General features: G+C 44.2%; 23 protein-coding genes. 21 read left to right on the forward strand and 2 right to left on the reverse strand.

Annotation, left to right across the window (positions count from 1 at the left end; genetic code table 11):
* Position 1: 1 nt before the first annotated feature.
* The 17 genes from ACT89M_RS12215 (at position 2) to ACT89M_RS12295 (ending at position 13,566) form a co-directional block, all read left to right on the forward strand.
* Complete coding sequence (locus ACT89M_RS12215; protein WP_154886256.1) at positions 2–493, forward strand: GNAT family N-acetyltransferase; 492 nt, start codon at positions 2–4, stop codon at positions 491–493.
* A gap of 27 nt (positions 494–520) precedes the next feature.
* Entirely contained in the window at positions 521–988 is a 468-nt protein-coding gene (locus ACT89M_RS12220; RefSeq protein ID WP_154886255.1) for a GNAT family N-acetyltransferase, read from the forward strand.
* A gap of 41 nt (positions 989–1,029) precedes the next feature.
* Positions 1,030–1,605 (forward strand): GNAT family N-acetyltransferase, encoded by a 576-nt coding sequence (locus tag ACT89M_RS12225; RefSeq protein ID WP_154886254.1) that lies wholly within the window; start codon positions 1,030–1,032, stop codon positions 1,603–1,605.
* Positions 1,606–1,641: 36 nt separating this feature from the next.
* A complete protein-coding gene (locus tag ACT89M_RS12230) occupies positions 1,642–2,175 on the forward strand; it encodes a GNAT family N-acetyltransferase (protein ID WP_154886253.1) in 534 nt (177 codons plus the stop codon).
* Positions 2,172–2,822: a hypothetical protein gene (locus tag ACT89M_RS12235; RefSeq protein ID WP_154886252.1), complete on the forward strand. Its 651-nt coding sequence runs from the start codon at positions 2,172–2,174 to the stop codon at positions 2,820–2,822. The genes ACT89M_RS12230 and ACT89M_RS12235 overlap by 4 nt, the downstream gene beginning before the upstream one ends.
* Positions 2,819–3,850, forward strand: coding sequence for an alpha/beta fold hydrolase (locus tag ACT89M_RS12240; RefSeq protein ID WP_341181971.1), 1,032 nt, complete (start codon positions 2,819–2,821; stop codon positions 3,848–3,850). The genes ACT89M_RS12235 and ACT89M_RS12240 overlap by 4 nt, the downstream gene beginning before the upstream one ends.
* A gap of 228 nt (positions 3,851–4,078) precedes the next feature.
* Positions 4,079–5,281: a glycoside hydrolase family 5 protein gene (locus ACT89M_RS12245; RefSeq protein ID WP_154886250.1), complete on the forward strand. Its 1,203-nt coding sequence runs from the start codon at positions 4,079–4,081 to the stop codon at positions 5,279–5,281.
* A 218-nt stretch (positions 5,282–5,499) separates the two neighbouring features.
* Positions 5,500–6,021, forward strand: coding sequence for a GNAT family N-acetyltransferase (locus ACT89M_RS12250; protein WP_154886249.1), 522 nt, complete (start codon positions 5,500–5,502; stop codon positions 6,019–6,021).
* 231 nt (positions 6,022–6,252) lie between these two features.
* Positions 6,253–6,528, forward strand: a complete 276-nt coding sequence (locus ACT89M_RS12255; protein ID WP_487345240.1) for a hypothetical protein — start codon at positions 6,253–6,255, stop codon at positions 6,526–6,528.
* Positions 6,529–6,541: 13 nt separating this feature from the next.
* Positions 6,542–7,387: a phosphotransferase gene (locus ACT89M_RS12260; RefSeq protein WP_487345241.1), complete on the forward strand. Its 846-nt coding sequence runs from the start codon at positions 6,542–6,544 to the stop codon at positions 7,385–7,387.
* Positions 7,388–7,463: 76 nt separating this feature from the next.
* Positions 7,464–7,943: a GyrI-like domain-containing protein gene (locus ACT89M_RS12265; RefSeq protein ID WP_154886247.1), complete on the forward strand. Its 480-nt coding sequence runs from the start codon at positions 7,464–7,466 to the stop codon at positions 7,941–7,943.
* 86 nt (positions 7,944–8,029) lie between these two features.
* Entirely contained in the window at positions 8,030–8,578 is a 549-nt protein-coding gene (locus ACT89M_RS12270; RefSeq protein ID WP_154958848.1) for a glutathione peroxidase, read from the forward strand.
* An 86-nt stretch (positions 8,579–8,664) separates the two neighbouring features.
* On the forward strand, positions 8,665–9,513 hold the full coding sequence (locus tag ACT89M_RS12275) for an AraC family transcriptional regulator (RefSeq protein ID WP_487345311.1): 849 nt from the start codon (positions 8,665–8,667) through the stop codon (positions 9,511–9,513).
* Between the two features lie 241 nt (positions 9,514–9,754).
* Positions 9,755–10,000: a hypothetical protein gene (locus ACT89M_RS12280; protein ID WP_487345242.1), complete on the forward strand. Its 246-nt coding sequence runs from the start codon at positions 9,755–9,757 to the stop codon at positions 9,998–10,000.
* A 99-nt stretch (positions 10,001–10,099) separates the two neighbouring features.
* Positions 10,100–10,699 (forward strand): nitroreductase family protein, encoded by a 600-nt coding sequence (locus tag ACT89M_RS12285; RefSeq protein WP_090920855.1) that lies wholly within the window; start codon positions 10,100–10,102, stop codon positions 10,697–10,699.
* Between the two features lie 122 nt (positions 10,700–10,821).
* Entirely contained in the window at positions 10,822–12,465 is a 1,644-nt protein-coding gene (locus ACT89M_RS12290; RefSeq protein WP_253495222.1) for an S-layer homology domain-containing protein, read from the forward strand.
* Positions 12,466–12,651: 186 nt separating this feature from the next.
* The gene (locus ACT89M_RS12295; RefSeq protein ID WP_487345243.1) at positions 12,652–13,566 is read left to right on the forward strand and encodes an NAD(P)/FAD-dependent oxidoreductase; all 915 of its coding nucleotides are present in this window, start codon (positions 12,652–12,654) and stop codon (positions 13,564–13,566) included.
* Positions 13,567–13,654: 88 nt separating this feature from the next.
* On the opposite strand, the gene ACT89M_RS12300 is transcribed toward ACT89M_RS12295, so the two are convergent.
* On the reverse strand, positions 13,655–13,864 hold the full coding sequence (locus ACT89M_RS12300; protein ID WP_154886243.1) for a hypothetical protein: 210 nt from the start codon (positions 13,862–13,864) through the stop codon (positions 13,655–13,657).
* A gap of 222 nt (positions 13,865–14,086) precedes the next feature.
* Between ACT89M_RS12300 and ACT89M_RS12305 the strand changes: the two genes are divergently transcribed.
* The 4 genes from ACT89M_RS12305 to ACT89M_RS12320 all read left to right on the forward strand — a co-directional run bounded on the left by ACT89M_RS12305 (position 14,087) and on the right by ACT89M_RS12320 (position 16,912).
* Positions 14,087–14,440 (forward strand): DUF3243 domain-containing protein, encoded by a 354-nt coding sequence (locus tag ACT89M_RS12305; protein ID WP_123066707.1) that lies wholly within the window; start codon positions 14,087–14,089, stop codon positions 14,438–14,440.
* Positions 14,441–14,724: 284 nt separating this feature from the next.
* Positions 14,725–15,291: a hypothetical protein gene (locus ACT89M_RS12310; RefSeq protein WP_090920847.1), complete on the forward strand. Its 567-nt coding sequence runs from the start codon at positions 14,725–14,727 to the stop codon at positions 15,289–15,291.
* 159 nt (positions 15,292–15,450) lie between these two features.
* On the forward strand, positions 15,451–16,308 hold the full coding sequence (gene cyoE, locus ACT89M_RS12315) for a heme o synthase (protein WP_154886242.1): 858 nt from the start codon (positions 15,451–15,453) through the stop codon (positions 16,306–16,308).
* Between the two features lie 121 nt (positions 16,309–16,429).
* Positions 16,430–16,912, forward strand: coding sequence for a tetratricopeptide repeat protein (locus tag ACT89M_RS12320; protein WP_154886241.1), 483 nt, complete (start codon positions 16,430–16,432; stop codon positions 16,910–16,912).
* Positions 16,913–16,960: 48 nt separating this feature from the next.
* Here the strand turns inward: ACT89M_RS12320 and ACT89M_RS12325 are convergent, their stop codons facing one another.
* Entirely contained in the window at positions 16,961–17,842 is an 882-nt protein-coding gene (locus ACT89M_RS12325; protein ID WP_154886240.1) for a LysR family transcriptional regulator, read from the reverse strand.
* Positions 17,843–17,844 lie beyond the last annotated feature (2 nt).

Genomic DNA, 17,844 nt, shown 5'->3' on the forward strand with positions numbered 1-17,844 from the left:
GATGGAGACAGAAAGGCTTATATTTCGTGAATATACTAAAAATGATTTTGAACATTTATATATGATGACAAGTGAACCAAATGTGATGAAATACATTCGCCACGGAAATCCATGGACAAAAGAAGAAACGATGCAGACACTAGAGAAGTTTATTCAATGGAACAAGGGAGGCAAAGGACTTTTGCTTGCCTTTAACAGAGAAGATCAGCAGCTTGTAGGAACGTCTGGATTGATCCCGCAAGTCATTGATGGCAAGGATGAGCTGGAAGTCGGTTATTGGGTGCGAGAGCCCTATTGGAGACAAGGCTATGGGTATGAGCAAGCTGAGGCCTGGAAGGAGCACGGTTTGCAACGAGGGGAGAAACGTTTGATTTCTTTGATCCAACACGGAAATGCAGGCTCGATGCGGGTCGCGGAAAAGAATGGCATGACTCATGAGAAGGATGTCGACATCATAGGGAAACATGTTGCGGTATTTTCAATCGAGGTGTAGTGGTTAAACGTTAAATGAGGAGATTATATGAGAACACACATCATCCAGATTCATCCTGTTACAAGATATAATTGGGAACAGGCTCTAAAAATTTCGCTACATGAAAACCAAAAACATCTGGTTCCAAGTGTTACGGAGGGACTTGCTTATGCCTATATTAAACCATGGGATGAAGCATTTGATCCTTACGTTCTGCAAATCGAAGGCAAAATCATTGGATTCTTTTATATAAGTTATACGCCTGAAAGTACAGATAATTACTGGATTGGCGGCTTTCAGATCGACAAGACGTTTCAAGGGCAAGGGATGGGAAAACGAGCTTTAAGAGCCATCATCGATTTTATCACCGATAAACATCCGTTATGTCACATCATTTCTCTGACCGTTGAACGAGACAATCAGGTTGCCCAGCACTTATATACAAGTATGTCATTTGTAAGCGAGAATCTGACCAATTCGGATGATGAAATTATTTACAGATTGAAAATAAGATGAATCACAAAGTCAACATACATCGTTTAGAGAGAGGTATTTTTATGAGAACAATCGATTATAGCCAGTATTACTGGCAAGATGACAAAGTAAGGCTGAGAGCTTTTGAAGAAGAGGATTGGGAGAGTTGTTTCACCGGTGGCTTTGACTCTCCCGCGCGCATTTTGCTTGAATGTGCTGTTGAACTTCCGCCGACGATTGCTGGAGCCAAACGATTTATAGATCAGAACGTAGCATTCTCATCAACCAATGGTCGTATTATGTTTACCATCGAAAACCTGGAGGGGCAAACCATCGGTGGTATTAATCTGAACAGCATTGATGAGCGGAACGGAACGTTCAGTATCGGCATAGTCATCGATCAACCTTATCGTGGTCAGGGATATGGTACAAGCGCGATGAATATTTTGCTTGGTTACGCTTTTTTGGAGCGCAGACTTCACAAGTTCAACGATTATGTGCTGGAAGGTAACGAAGGCTCGGCTAGAATGATGCAGAAATTAGGTTGTGTGCAAGAGGGGATTCGTCGTCAGGTTGTTTATATTCATGGGAAACATATGGATTTTATTATGTTCGGATTAACGAAGGATGAGTATCTCGCTAATCGAGATACAAAGTAGGGAGACTTACTGGGCCAATAAAAAGGAGACAAAAGAATGATTACATACCAAATCTTGAACCTGGATCATGTAAAACAGTTACATGAAATTGATCGTTCTGAGTATATCGACCTCATCTATGAGGTCAGTGAACAGGGCTTAGTTGAGCACAAACAAGATCATGAGTGCGCGAATTGGGGTCAGGAACAACTGGAAGAGATGCAGGATCGTTATATTTATGAATTGCAGCAAGGGGGGATGGCTTATGGGGCTTTTGATGGTACGAGATTAGTAGGCTTTGGTGTACTTGCCCATCAATTTAGAGGGAAAGAGCAGAATCAGTTGCAGCTCGATCTCATGTATGTCTCCAGAGCGTACAGACGGCAGGGAATTGGGACACGAATTCTTGCTTTTTTAAGTGAAGAGGCAAGAAGGCGTGGAGCGCGGTCCTTGTACATCTCGTCAACAGAAACGAGATCAGCGGTTTCTTTTTATCAAAGCCAGGGCAGTGAAATGACAGGAGAGGCGGACGAAGAACTGTATACCAAAGAGCCCAAAGATATTCATATGGTAAAGGAGCTTAACGGATGACGACGGTTGGTTTGTTAGGAACCATTCATAACGCGGAACTTAGAGAGCGGTACAACTGTTCGCTGTCTCTATACAAGCGGATCATTCACGAATTCAAACCTGACGTGATTTGTGGTGAGGTGCACCCGCAGAGCTGGCAGAAGTACATGAATGATCCACAAGACAAGGGATACTGGGGAGAACCAGCCAGTGAATATTGGGAACTGATTTTTCCATTGTGTGAAGAACATCGCATTATTTTTGTTCCTATTGATTGGTTTGAACTCGATGTGTGGCATGACTTTGATCCATTTATCGGGTATGGAGCCGAAGAACGTAAGAAACTAGAGCAGCAGGATGATGCCTGGTTTATAAAGCAAATGGAAACTAGCTCGTATGGTAACATTCCGTTTAATTCGAATGAATTCGATCAAATTACTAGAATGAAATATGAATGGTTAAGTAAGGTTAGCCCCAAGTCGCAAAATATGCGCTGGCAGGTTCGTAACCAAATTATGATCCAGCGAGTGAAAAATGCGATGAAGGAGTACGCAGGTAAGCGAATTCTCTGCATTGTCGGTGCGGATCACAATTACATATTTCAGGATGAGTTACGGAAAGAGGATGTTCATTGGATTTATCCTTTGAAATTAAAGGAGAACGAATGAGGAAAAAGATAGCAAAAGTCTGTAAATATATCTTCTTTACCGTCGTAGGAATGTTCGTAGTTTTTCTCATTTTTCCTACATGGACACCGAGTATCGAAGGGGAGAACAGTATAAGCCGTATAGAGCAGATTGACATCAACGGTGAAGGGCACGAAGTGATGATCAGGGGAGCGGATCGAGCCAATCCGGTATTGTTATTTGTTCATGGTGGACCTGGGTACTCAGAGATTCCTTATGTAAGAAAATATCAGCGTGAGCTTGAGCGGTATTTTACAATTGTTCATTATGATCAACGCGGTAGCGGAAAGTCGTTCCATTTTACAGCGGATTATTCAAAGCTGACAACCGATGTACTTGCAGATGATTTAATCGCTCTGACAAAGTATGTTACTGAGGAACTTCATCAAGAGCAGGTGATCCTGGTCGGGCATTCTTTTGGGACGTATATCGGCATCAAGGCGGTTGCGAAGGCTCCAGAACAGTTTAAAGCTTATATTGGAATTGGACAGGTGGCCGACACCATTCAGAGTGAAATGGAGACGCTGGATTATACGATAAAGCAGGCAACCGCGGCAGGAAACAAAGCGGATGTGAAACAATTAGAGTTATTGCGTGATTCTGTGCAGCAAGGGAAAGGACTGACTCCTCGAACGTTTGTGCAAAAGTATGGCGGTTCAGCCAGACTCATTAACGAGAATGCTGATTATGTTAAAGGATTTCTGATAAATCCCGAGTACAACGGATGGGATGTCATTCGATTTTATACAGGGGTTCTCCAGTTGCAAGATCGGCTTGTGCGAAAAGCATTGGATCACCCATTGCCTGAGATTGTAGACGAGATCCAAGTTCCGACTTATTTCCTAATGGGGCAATATGATTATATGACGACCCTTAATGCTGCCAAGGATTACTTGCAAAAGTTGAAAGCACCCGAGAAAGAACTGGTTATATTTCATGAGTCCGCGCATTATCCTCAGTTTGAAGAGAAGGAACAATTCCTGGCTTGGCTGATTGAACATTTCAAATAGGATTGAAAAGTGTAAAAACCTGTCAAAAAGGACAAGAGAATGAACTTTATTTACCATAATTGTGTTATTATGTTGGTGCGAACCTTTTTTTCGCTCACCACTCTATTCATAGAGAAGGGAGGAATATATTTTCGTATTTCTTCAATCAATCCATTTTTTAACCATCTAGATGAATCACTAGAATAACTGCACTGCTTGTTCTAAAATAAAATAAGCGGAGGTACCGTTATGACGAAAACGTTTAAAAAATTTGGCATAGCCAGTTTGGCACTGCTTTTTATGGCCACAGCGGCGTTTGCGGGATGGGGCTCTAAAGCATCGGCCGCTGATATGAGATCATTAACCGCTGCGCAGATTACGGCGGAGATGGGTGCAGGTTGGAATCTGGGTAATCAGCTGGAAGCTACCGTGAACGGGACCCCGAATGAAACGTCATGGGGCAATCCAACGATCACACCTGAGCTGATCAAAAAGGTAAAAGCGGCAGGTTTTAAAACGATTCGTATTCCGGTTTCTTATCTGAACTATATTGGAAGCGCTCCCAATTATACAGTGAATGCATCTTGGCTTAATCGTATACAGCAAGTGGTGGACTATGCGTATAACGAAGGTTTATACGTAGTCATCAATATGCATGGAGACGGGTTCCACTCGATTCCGGGCTCGTGGTTACATGTGAACAGTGGCAATCAGAACGTTATTCGTGAGAAGTATCAAAAGGTGTGGCAACAAGTTGCCAACAAGTTCAGTAATTATAACGAACGTCTGATTTTTGAATCTATGAATGAGGTGTTTGACGGAAATTACAACAATCCGAATACGTCTTATTATGGTAACTTGAATGCGTACAATCAGATCTTTGTGGATACCGTTCGTAAAACAGGTGGCAACAACAATGCAAGATGGTTGCTTGTTCCAGGCTGGAACACAAACATTGACTACACTGTGGGCAATTATGGTTTTGTCGTTCCAAGTGATAATTTCAGATCTTCCGCCATTCCAAGCTCTCAGAAGCGAATCATGATCTCGGCACACTATTACTCGCCATGGGATTTTGCTGGTGAAGAAAATGGAAACATTACGCAATGGGGAGCTACCGCGACGAATCCTTCCAAAAGATCGACATGGGGGCAAGAGGATTACTTGGAATCTCAGTTCAAATCTATGTACGATAAATTTGTGACTCAAGGTTATCCAGTCGTTATGGGTGAGTTCGGTTCCATTGACAAATCTTCTTACGATTCCAGCAACAGTACCTATCGAGCGGTTTATGCCAAAGCCGTGACTGCCAAGGCGAAAAAATATAAAATGGTTCCGGTTTATTGGGACAACGGGTTCAACGGCCAGCATGGATTCGCGCTGTTCAACCGGTTTAACAATACGGTAACACAGCAAAATATCATTAATGCGATCATGCAAGGCATGCAATAATTGATATTGTCAGAAGGAAGAATGGGGCGGCATGTTTCTTATAACCAGGGACATGCCGCTTTAGTATGTTTTCTCAAAAAAGGTGATGCGAGTTCAGTCGTAATTTCCCATGAATTTTTACACAAGCCGCAAGTAGAATTCATTAAATGCCACACAATCATGGTTATACTTAATTTTGCTTTGATCTAGCGAACTTGAAGGATTGGGTGGTAGACAGAATGTTGAAGAAGCGTGAGATGCATGAATGTCAATCTCTGTACAGCTTGATGATGGATCCCGCAGTTTCCCCTTATGTTCGTTATGTATGTCAGTCGCAAGAGGAATTTATGTTTTTAACGAGGCAGTTGATCGCAGAAGAAGAACAGGGAAGTGTTATAACGCGTACGATTTTGAATGAAACAGGCACCGCAATTGGCACTATTGATCTGTATCACATTGTCAACCAGACTGGATTTCTGGCAACTTGGATTGGTGCTCCTTATTTCGGACAAGGATACAGTCAAAGAGCCAAGTCCGCGTTTTTGACAGAATTGTTTCTTGAACAAGATATACAGACGGTTTTTATGAAAATACGCAAACAAAATGTTCGTTCCCGCAAAGCGGTGGAGAAACTACCTTACGTTAACCTCTCCAATGACCTGTATCCAGAGGTCACGCAGTCCATATATGATTTGTACCATGTCGAACGTGCTACTTTTCTCGAAAGTCATATGGAATTGCATCACATTTTAGCTACGTAAGACAATTTGGGAGTAGTAAATGAGTATATCAGGCGCCGTCAGAGATGACGGTGCTATTTGATATACAAGGAAACGACCTTATGAAACTAGGTATAGCTTCATTTGTAGAAGCATTGGTGAAAACTCCGGGATAAAAACTACTGCATACCTCGTTTAAAGAGTTATAGAAATTCCTTAATGGAAGAACATGGATTATAATTGAGGTGAAGTGTATTGAAGGAGGTTGTTGTTTTGACAACAGAAGTATGGATTCCAATGGAGGAGATTCAGGATCAGGAGCCGATCTGGGCAGGTACCAAAATTCGAATATATCAAGAACCGCCACTGGAATACTTACTCTCATACATATATGGGAATTCGAATGAGCTTCAACTAACGTGCCTAACCCAAGGCGAGGCAGGTAATATTGGAGGCGTTATTGCTAAAGATCTGCCTAATCACTATGCACTGGCTCAAACGCTAAAGACCTTTTTGTCTGGAGTGTACAGCGAGATTTGTTTTGAATAGAGGAGGATGCAAGTTGTCTGAACAACCGGAGGAGAAGTTAACAGGTGGTAACGTGAATGAAGTTGTGCGCGTTGGTGATACGGTTCGCCGGAGTACCCATCCGAATCGTTATGTGCATGAACTGCTGTTGCATCTGGAAAAAGAGTGCTTCCATCAGGCGCCGAGGTATCTCGGCATGGATGAGAAGGGTAGAGAAATGCTCTCTTACCTTGACGGAGACGTCCCGGGTAATGATTATCCGGAGATTGAAAGTTATATGTGGTCAGACGAATCACTAATTGCCGTTGCCCATTTATTAAGAGCCTATCACGATGCAACCGTAAATTTCACCACGGTGGAACAGCCTGATAACCTTTATCCAGGTATAGGTAGAGATGAACACTCACATGAATCAGTAGATACAAATTCAGAGGATTACGAAGTGGTCTGCCATAACGACTTTGCTTTATACAACATCGTGTTCAGACAAGGTTTGCCGCAGGGCATTATTGATTTTGATCTGGCATGCCCGGGGCCGCGTATGTGGGATATTGCCTATACTTTATACACGTGTGTACCTCTTGCCAATTTTTCGCCCAAGCTTGAAGAGCAAGGGAAATCGGTTGCCTCATATGATAGCGAAAAGCACGCCAACGTCCGGAAAAAGCGAATCGAAATGTTTATGAAAGCTTACGGGATAAATGTGCCACCTGATCTGAAACACTGGGTCGTGTCCCGTATTCGCTTTATGTGCAAAACATTAGAGGATCGTGCAGCGGCAGGAGAGTTAGCCTTTGTGAAAATGGTTGAAGAAGGTCATCTGGCTCACTACGAGAGAGAAGTGATTTTTCTGGAGCAACATTGGCAAGAGTGGACATAGTTTTTGTCGTATCTTTTTCGGGTAAATGCAACGTTAAAACGGTTTGTATTCTATTTTTTCATTGGGGGAGAAAAAGATGGAAACGAAGATCGTTACATTGGCTGCATTTCATGTTGCAGGGTATCGCATTGAAGCTACGGTGGAAGAGTTTGAGGCAGGATTACGACAGAATCTTTATGATAAGTTAATAGAGAAGAGGGATCAGATCAAGCATCGGAAAAACGACCAGGTTCTCTTAATGCAGCTGTATCCGTCCTATGAGGATTTTAATGCCAAAGTAGATCCATTCGCACATGTATTATGCTATGAAGTAAACGAGCCGGAGGGCACGCCGCCTGGAATGATTATTCATCATGTGCCAGCTCGTTCATACGTTACATGTACGCACAGAGGACTAGAATCCGACATAGGTGATACATATGACTACATCTATGGACAGTGGTTAGAAGATGCTGGATACACATCTGAGTGTTATGATTTTGAAATCTGGGATGAACGTTACCAGCCGCATAGTGTCAATAACGAGATCGATATTTATGTGGCTTTGCAATCTTAGTATTCGTCATGACTGACTTCGTATATAATGAAAGATGACTCTACAAAACAAGTAACTACATACTATTGCGAGGTGCACTTCGACTTATGCCAACGATCTATGATTTCACTGTGACGAGAACGAGTGGAGAGCGTTTTCCGCTCTTTCAATATGAAGGAAAGCCTGTACTGATTGTGAACACGGCAAGCAAATGTAAATATACGCATCAATTCGATGATATCCAGAAGTTATATGATGAGTACAAGGATCAGGGATTGCAGGTCATTGGCTTCCCATGTAATCAGTTTGCGGAGCAGGAGCCAGGTAGCAGTACAGAAGCCGAGTCTTTCTGTCAGATCAACTACGGGGTGAAATTCCCGATGTTTGCGAAACTGGATGTGAATGGAGAGGAAGCGCATCCGTTGTACGACTTTTTGAAAAAGTCAGGTCCGTTTGCCGGCTTTGATGAAAGCGACATTCAGGCCAAACTGCTCAAGCTGATGGTGGCAGACAAAGCACCAGAGTGGCTGCACGGCGATGCGATCAAATGGAATTTCACCAAATTTCTGATTGATGCAGAAGGCCAAGTTGTTCGGCGCTTCGAGCCGGTGGATTCCATGGACGAGATCAAAGCAAGTATCCGAGAGTTGTTATAAAATTTAGATGAACATTAGCGGGGCAACCAAGCATAACGTTGTATCCCGCTTTCTTTTTTTGCACAGGAGGTGATGATGTGCCAAGCATGATGCAGTTTAATTCCCCACTGGCGTATACCTATAGAGCCACCAGTCAGTTTGACCCGGGTAATTCGGACGGATTTCATTCGCATCCACACTATGAGATTTATTATTTTCATGAAGGGGAATGCACTTATATTATTGGAGATCGGGTATATGCACTGGAGCCGGGGGACTTGGTGTTAATGCATGGACTGACTTTGCATCGGCCGCATCCCAAAGTTGGTAAACCTTACGTTCGCACAACGCTTCATTTCGACCCTTCTGCCATTCGTGAAAGCCTGCATCCCGAGCGCATCCATGAAGTGCTGAAGCCGTTCGATGAGCTGGGCAATTGCCGGGTGAACCTGACCGGTGAGGTTCGCGCCGAATTCGAAGCACTGCTACATGATCTGCACCAGTTATCTTCTCACTCATCCAGATTCAGACAGGAGCGTATGCATATCCGGGTCTGTGATCTGTTATATTGTGTAGCAGAGATCTGTCAGGGACATGTGCAGGAACAGCGTTCTTCATCGGAAAAAGAAAGACATGTCCAGCATATCATCCGGTATGTGGATACGAATTACATGCATGACATCGGTCTGGATGATCTCGCTCAGGAACTACATCTGTCCAAGCCCTATTTGGCAGGTATGTTCAAGGAGATGACGGGACTGACCATATTTAAGTACTTATATGACCGGCGTATTAATCAGGCGAAACTGCTATTCCAGTTTCAGCCCGAGATGAGTGTGACGGAGGCCAGTCGATTGTCTGGTTTTAAAAGGCTGTCTCATTTTAGCCGAATTTTTAAACAAAGCGTGGGCTGCTCGCCTGATCTGTATCGAAGTCAGCTGCATCGGCAACTGTAGGGTCGATAGGGATGTTGAAACGAAGTTTAGCGCTGTTAGCGTAAACGAGGAATAAATGGTTGCCATGTAGAAGCCGAACCGCAGATTCATCGTGGTCGGCTTCTTTAGCGTTATTTTTATAACCATGATCAAATAGCGACCAAGGGTCAGCACCCTTCACGTAACGCAGATGTTTAGAATGCCAAACGAACAGGTAAAGAAAGGTAACGAGAAAAAGACGATTACAGGAGGCGAAAAGTGAATGGAGAAGCAAACACCGGCGCAACAACGGGAAAATGGCAAACGAGATAAGATGCCAGACCACCCGGAGCAACATAAGACTGAACATGAAAGCGTGCTGGATCGATACGACCAGGAACAAACGGTTGACCCGATTCCAATGCAAGATTTGAATATGAAAGCGCAGGAAGAAAAGAATAAGGATCAGACGAAAAGTAATTCGTCTACGGAAGAGAAGTACCGGGCAGACTATCGTAAGAGAGATTAAAATATGTGAATTTAAAATAGTTTATTGACTAATGTATGTTACTATATTATAGTTACCTTGTTGGCAATGAACTACAAATGACTTAGGAGGCGTATACGAATGTCTACTTTTTTTGATGCGTTGAAGAACAGAAGATCTTATTATGGAATCAGTAAGGAATCCACAATCTCGGATGCTAAAATTCAGGAAATCGTCGAAGAAGCGGTAAAGTATACACCAACTGCATTTAACTCACAGACTTCCCGGGCAGTCGTATTGCTTGGTGAACAGCATGATAAACTATGGAATCACACGGAAGAAATTTTGCGTGAAGTTGTGGGCAACGAAGAGGCATTCCAATCCACAGCTGAGAAAATGGCAGGTTTCCGCAGTGGCTACGGTACGGTTCTGTTTTTCGAAGACAACAATGTGGTAGCACAGCTTCAACAAAACTTTGCTGCGTACGCAGACAACTTCCCGATCTGGTCTAACCAATCGAACGGTATGTTGCAACTGGTCATCTGGACTGCATTGGAGCAAGAAGGACTGGGAGCATCCCTGCAACACTACAATCCGCTGATTGATGAAAAAGTGAAGCAAGAATGGAATATTCCAGAGCACTGGAGACTGATCGCTCAGATGCCGTTTGGTAAACCAACCGCAACCCCAGGCGAGAAAGAGTTCCAACCGATTGAAGAGCGCGTCAAAGTACACAAGTAAGGAAGAACGCGTCAAAGTACACAAGTAATTCTTGAACATTACCAATATTTAACCACATACGGCCTCGCTTCAATTTGATACGATAATGAAGATCGTAATCTATTGAAGTGAGGCTTTTTAATGTGAAAATAGTAAATGATAATAGAGCTTTTCGAAACTTTCATCCCCTATGGAAGATCGTATTAAGCGGCGTCATTTTATTCGGTTCAGTGATTGGAAATGGAAGTATCATTAACGGGGCGGGGAGCGAGCAGCCGACCTTTCAGGATACAAGCAAAAGCTTCGCAAAAGAAGCCATTGCGCGACTGGTGCAAAAAGGGATTGTAGCAGGAACAACGGAGCACACGTTTGAACCGAAAAAAGCGGTCACACGCGCTGAATTTGCATCATTTGCGGTTCGCTTGCTCGGACTAGAGCCAGTTTCAAACAACATTAAACCTTTTGCAGATATTTCTGCGAAAGCTTGGTATTACGGTAACGTAGCTGCGATGACTAATCTATCGATTCTTGAAGGTAAAGGCCAGAACCAGTTTCAGCCGAACGCTTCCATTACACGGGAAGAGGCAGCTGCTTTGCTTGTTCGTATGCTGAAACAGCGCCCTGTGGCAAGCGATAGTATATACAATACATATGCAGACGCAGCGGACATCTCAAGCTGGGCTCTTCCATATGTACAGAAGGTGCATCAACTTGGATTAATGCGCGGAAGTAGCGGCATGTTCCGGCCAGTTGACCAAGTCACACGGGAAGAGGCTGCGGTTATGCTGGATGCAATTTTACAGAACAGAACTTGGGCCGGACAGATCCAGCGGAAGCAGGATCATGGGATTCAACTGGGATGGCAGTATAATTCATCGACAGCAGAATTTATAAGACAAGTCGACCAGTCGCCTGTGAACACGGTCGTTCCGCGTTGGTTTTTCCTGAATCAAGATATGAACGTTTCGGATCATGCCAATGCCACATTGATCTCTTGGGCATCTGCTTCGGGCAGAGCGCTGTGGCCGATGCTGGGTAACCGTTCCAATAAGGAGATGACACATCAGATGCTGTCGAGCTCAGCGAACCGGGAAGCAGTTGTCAATCAAGTGAGTGCTTATGTGAAAAAATATAAACTCGGCGGTATTAATGTGGATTTTGAAAATGTAGATCCTGTCGATCGCGAAGGCTTTACCGCGTTTGTGACTTCGTTAACGAAATCCTTGCACACACTTGGCGCTGTGGTATCGGTTGATGTATCTCCCAATCTCGGTTCAGATTGGACGGCAGCCTTTGACTACGTCAAGCTGGGGGCGATCTCAGATTATATGGTACTTATGAGTTATGAAGAGCATTGGAACGGTGACCCCAAGCCCGGTTCGGTCGCTTCGCTTCCATGGGTGGATCGAGCACTGACAAAGATGCTCTCCGAGGTACCACGTACCAAGACTATTTTGGCGCTTCCACTATATACGCGGGATTGGTCCACCATGAATCCTGCAACAGCTTCCTGGGACATTACACTGGGAGAGCAAGGAGTGCGGGCATCGGCATCAGGTTCGCTAAGAAACTGGGATACACAGCTGAAGCAGTATATGATTAACTACACGTCTAACTCGGTGGCACGAGCCATCTGGGCGGAAGAGAGTCGCTCCTTGTCTGCCAAAGTTCGGATGAGTGGTGAGCGAAAAATTGCAGGACTGGCTTACTGGTATATGGGCGGCGAAACTGCGGATGTATGGAACGCCATCACCAATGCTATGCGTTTCGAATCGTATCAGTTCTAACACTTGAAGACCGAAACCTTTCGTTTGAAACCGGAGGTTTGGGTCTTTTATTTTTGGTTTAAGCTATGGAATAAGTCAGGCCGTTTAAGCCTGTTTGTACGGTTTAATGTATAGAAGGACAAGAATCATCATGCAAAAATATACTTTTTAAAAAGAGAGAGTACTGGATATTCAGGAGGGAATAACATGCGAGAGATGGATTGTATTATTGTGGGTGGAGGGATTGCAGGGCTTCAGGCAGCCATTCAGCTGGGACGTTATTCAGCGCATCAAGTACTGGTAGTCGATGCTGGGGAAGGCAGATCAACGTTATGCCGAACCTATCATAACATTCTCGGTTATCCGGATGGGGTGTCGGGCAAAGAATTACGGGCCATTGGCAGGATGCAAGCTGAGCAGACAGGTGTTTTGTTTGAAAAGGATCGAATTGTAGAAGCCATACGTGTGCATGAGGACAAGATCAGGCTTAAAGGGTCCTCTGGAACCCTGTATCAGGCCAAAACAGTGCTGCTGGCAACCGGGTTATCGGATCGAATACCTGATATTCCGGGACTGAAGTCTACACTCGGCAGAACCGTGTATGTATGCCCTGACTGTGATGGTTATGAGATTCAAGGGAAGCGAACGATCCTGCTGGGGGCTGGCGAAGCTGGAGCGAATATGGCCATGACCTTAATTGAACGTACTAATGATCTTTTATATATCAACCACGAGCAGACAGCGATCTCGGCTGACCTTCATCGTCAAATGAAACAAGCAGGAGTCCGTTATCTTGAAGCAGCAGTACAGGAAGTACAACAGATGGAGGACGGTCATATTACAGGTGTTTTAACCGAAGATGGTCAGATTTTTGAATCAGAACGTGGATTTATCGCCTTTGGCGGGAACCGGGTTCACTATGAGCTCGCTGAGCAGCTTGGAGCCGTCATTGCAGACAATAAACATGTAGAGGCGAATCCTCGTAGTATGCAGGCGGCTCCTCACGTCTGGATTGCTGGAGATCTTGGTATACATGCCGAACAAGCGACTGTTGCTATGGGCGAAGGCGCGATTGCGGCCATCTGGATTCACAAGGCGTTACAGAGGATGGGTAAAGGTTAATAGCATATTATAAAAAACCACAAAAAAACAAGTCCTCTCTTTTCCAGTTGGTTTAGGAGGACTTGTTTTCGTGCGTTTCTTTTAAGGATTATTTACCCGGTTCATCTGTTGCATTTTTATTGGAAGAATGATCATGTCCTTTATGGGTAAAGTCTTTGCGAATGTTGTCTACAATATCTCCGACGACACCTTCAATCATGTCCGTAGGTCCCGGATTTTTTTTGTCTGGTTCAATGACGGTATTTACACCGGGTTTGAGTTCATCGGTTGTTTTGTCATGTTTAGGTTTATCATTCATGAGATCTCCTCCTTAAATTCGGTAGTAATCAATGTTTACTAACATAACCAAACATCTACATGTATATGTAAAACGTTTAACCGAACTACGATTTTTGAAACGGCTGATTAAACTTCAGCGAGACGTTTATATTATAAATGACCCAAGGTTGTGAAGCTTATTGCAAGCTCAACATAAGTCACAAAAATGAATAACGCAATTAAACTGAAGGAGGTAATAAGCATGAATGAACAAAATCATGTGATCCACAAAGACGGGCAGGTTTCCACAGATCAGGTAGACAACGCAATCGAAAAGATTGCACCGGAGGAAAGAGACCACATTTTACAAAATTTTGATGCATTCAAGGAATACCTCGGTAAACGGATTGCCATGGGCGAATCCATCGGTTTAAGTGAAGAACAAATGGCTAAAATTGCACAAAAAGTAGCAGATCATCTGGCAGCTAACGAAGAACCTCGCAACCGGGAAGAGAAGCTATTACAGGAACTCTGGAACGTTGGTAAAGAAGAGGAACGCCATATGCTCGCTCATATGCTGGTTCGTTTGGCGCAAGACACCAGAACAAGTCATTAAAGAAGTTCAGGCATAAATGGACTGTACAAGCATAGATTAATATAGATACAGCAGAAACCCCGAATGCAGCTGATTTGGGGTTTCTCCATGTAAAGCGGTGGACAAGCTCAGTAGTGATGACGCGAATTGTAACTATTTTTAATCTGGTTGATACTTTTCAGAAAGTGCTATGACGTATGATGAGTACAACATAAACGGATCGTTAATGTTTGGCGTGTCCGTTTAAGAAGAAAAGCATTCGTTTAATAATTAAAGAGACGTATGAAATAAGGAGAGATGCTGGCATGAAGAACGCGGCGAAACAATGGAGATATCGGATGATCGGTGCAGCAGTGGCTTTACTTGGCATCATCGTGCTGACTACATATTTGCTTACCCCTGCAAATGCAGAGGAGCGTACCGATGTTCAGTCACCTTCTGCTAATAAGGCCCAGTTGGCCAATTCTGAAGTATATACAGCTTATATTGACGGGATGCGTGTGGAAGACGGTAAATTAATGCTGACTGTAGATAAAATCGGCTGGTATCAGGGTGAGGAAGCCAATACGATTTTCAAACAACGTAATCCGGATGCGGGCATGGATGAGGCACCTGACGGTTACTATATTGTTAATGATAACAAAGAACAAGAACAGGTTGAGGTCAAAGCTGACGCCAACGTTCTTATGCAACTGTATGACCGAGATGGTACGGTTCAGGGGGCGGAAATTCAGTGGAACGAACCCGTAAGCTTGACCAAGTTTGAGTCGTTGTATGGGGATAAACGCATTCTGGATATGTCTGTGTTCCCTTACCACCTGACGATTCAAGATGGAAAAGTAATTAAAATTGTACAACAGTATATCCCTTAAACAGATAACATACAAATAATCCAAAAGGCATTCTTTCCGTTCAAGTAAACGGTAAAGAATGCTTTTTGTTATGACAAATGGTTGAAAGCGATTGTAATTTATTGGTGGTACATGTATCATTATAGGAATGGCGTTTTTACATCATTCAGGAGGCTTCTGATGTTTAAAGACATGATTGCATTAACCAAGCCCGGACTGTTAAGGTTGAATGTGTTTGCGGTTGCCGTCGGTTTCTGGGTTGCTTCACAATGGGATATCGCATGGATATCTCTGCTTATGGTCGTGATTGGTTCAACGCTCGTCATTGCTTCGGCATGTGTCATCAATAATTATTGGGACCGTGAGCTGGATCAAAAGATGGAACGAACGAAAAAAAGAATGGATTACATTAATCATCTGAAACCAGGATTTGTTCTTGGTTACGGCTTGGTGCTCGGAGTCGCTGGTTTAGCGATATTGTTTGTACTGGTGAATCCGTTATCCGGCTGGATGGCTTTGCTCGGTTGGTTTGCGTATATTGTGATCTATACGATGTGGCTAAAACGTACATCGACATGGAGCACATCGCTGGGCGGAATTGCAGGGGCGATGCCACCTGTCATTGGGTATACCGCCGTAACGAATGAAATCGATGCAGGAGCCTGGCTGTTGTTTGCACTGTTATTTTTGTGGCAGCCTCCACATTTCTGGTCGCTGGGTATTCGCCGTGTGGAAGAGTATCGTGCTGCAGGCTTCCCACTCTTACCGGTGGTCAAAGGTGTGAAACGTACCAAGCTACAGATGATTCCTTATGTTTTTCTGCTGATTCCTGCTGTATTCCTGTTGTATTATTTTGATTACGTTGGACTGGTGTTTCTGATTGTATCTCTGATTAGCAGCTTGATCTGGTTTGTACATACACTTGGCGGATTGAAAACACAGGATGATGAGAAGTGGGCGAAGGTTAACTTTTTGATCTCGGTCAATTACCTAATGCTCCTGTTCATCTTAATGGTAGTGAATACAACTTGGTCTTAAACAGAAGAGAGCAGGGATTCCCTCAGAGAGCACATTTTGGAATAAAACGGACAACCTCGTTGTTGGTATTATTACAAGATGTGCTTGTTTATTATTAACAGCTATTGGATGTGACAACAACATGAGTGATTTGCAACAAGCGATCTGCCTGCGACAGGAAGGCAAAGTGAGGGAAGCAATTGAGCTTTTGCACCAAATTACGGAGTTTGAGCCGGAAAATGGGGAAGGCTGGTATCAACTCGCATGGGCACATGACTCGCTAGGATTGGAACGTGAGGCTGTGCCTTATTATGAAAAAGCACTGCAGCTGGAACTATCGGCAGAAGATCGGGCTGGTGCAATTCTCGGACTAGGGAGTACTTATCGTACGCTTGGACAATACGAGCAGGCCAAAACATGGCTGCTGGCAGGAATATCGGAATTTCCCGAGCACCGGGAATTTGAAGTATTTTATGCCATGGTGCTCTATAATCTCGGCGAACACGCAGAAGCGATGGGGCGGCTGCTTGTTCAGCTTGCAGATACTTCTGGAGATCCGCGAATAATGGACTACAGCCGGGCGATACGCTACTATGCAGATCAGCTAGATCGGGTCTGGGAATAAGATAGGATCGTCTTTAAGCCTGTTCACCTGAGTGTGAGTCACGTGAAACTAAACTTCTTGATTAGAGATGAGCCATTGTTGGACTTCTTCAATGAAACGACGTGCTGCTGGTGAAATATTCCGAAGGGAAGCACAAGCTAAACCGATCATTCGGTAAGGGTCACCTGAAAGTGGCACCAGCGCGAGTGATTCCGTATGATTTTGCAGCACCATCTCGGGAAGAAGACTGATGCCAAGTCCGTTACGTACCATGGCCATAATAGCCTGATCCTCGGCTACCTCATATACCACATTTAATTTGGCAGCATGTTGACGAATCAAACGTTCAATTTCGTTGTCACCGCCCCATTTGGGAAGAATGAAAGGCTGCTCTAGCAAAACTTCAAAAGATACCGATTTCTCTGAAGCCAGAGCATGATCCAGAGGCAGGATGCACATCATCCTGTCTTTTTGTAATGTAATCGTATCAAATGGCGACGAGTCGCCAAGAGACAAGAACCCAAGGTCGATGGCCCCGCTGGCGAGCCAGTTCTCAATCTCGGCATAGTCACCCTCCCAAAGCTTAATTTCAATTCCGGGGTGGCGAAGCCTGAACTGCTTGAGAATACCCGGTAGCCACTGTGTCGATACGCTAGCAAATGTCCCGATTCGTACCGTACCAATCTCGGCACCGCGAATCAGGGAGATTTCCTGGTTCATCAGTTCGGCCCAGCGGATGATTTCACGAGTATAACCGAGAATACGCTCACCTTCCGCGGTGACCCGGACACCTGAGCGACTGCGATGCAGCAAGGAGAATCCATATTCGCTTTCCAGGCTGGCGATGGCGTGGCTGACAGCGGATTGTGTAATATTCAGGGCCTCGGATGCTTTGGTCAGACTGCCATATTCAACTACCGTGTTTAGAATTTCGTATTTAATTAGCGACATGT

The sequence above is a fragment of the Paenibacillus sp. NN59 genome, from assembly GCF_057597225.1.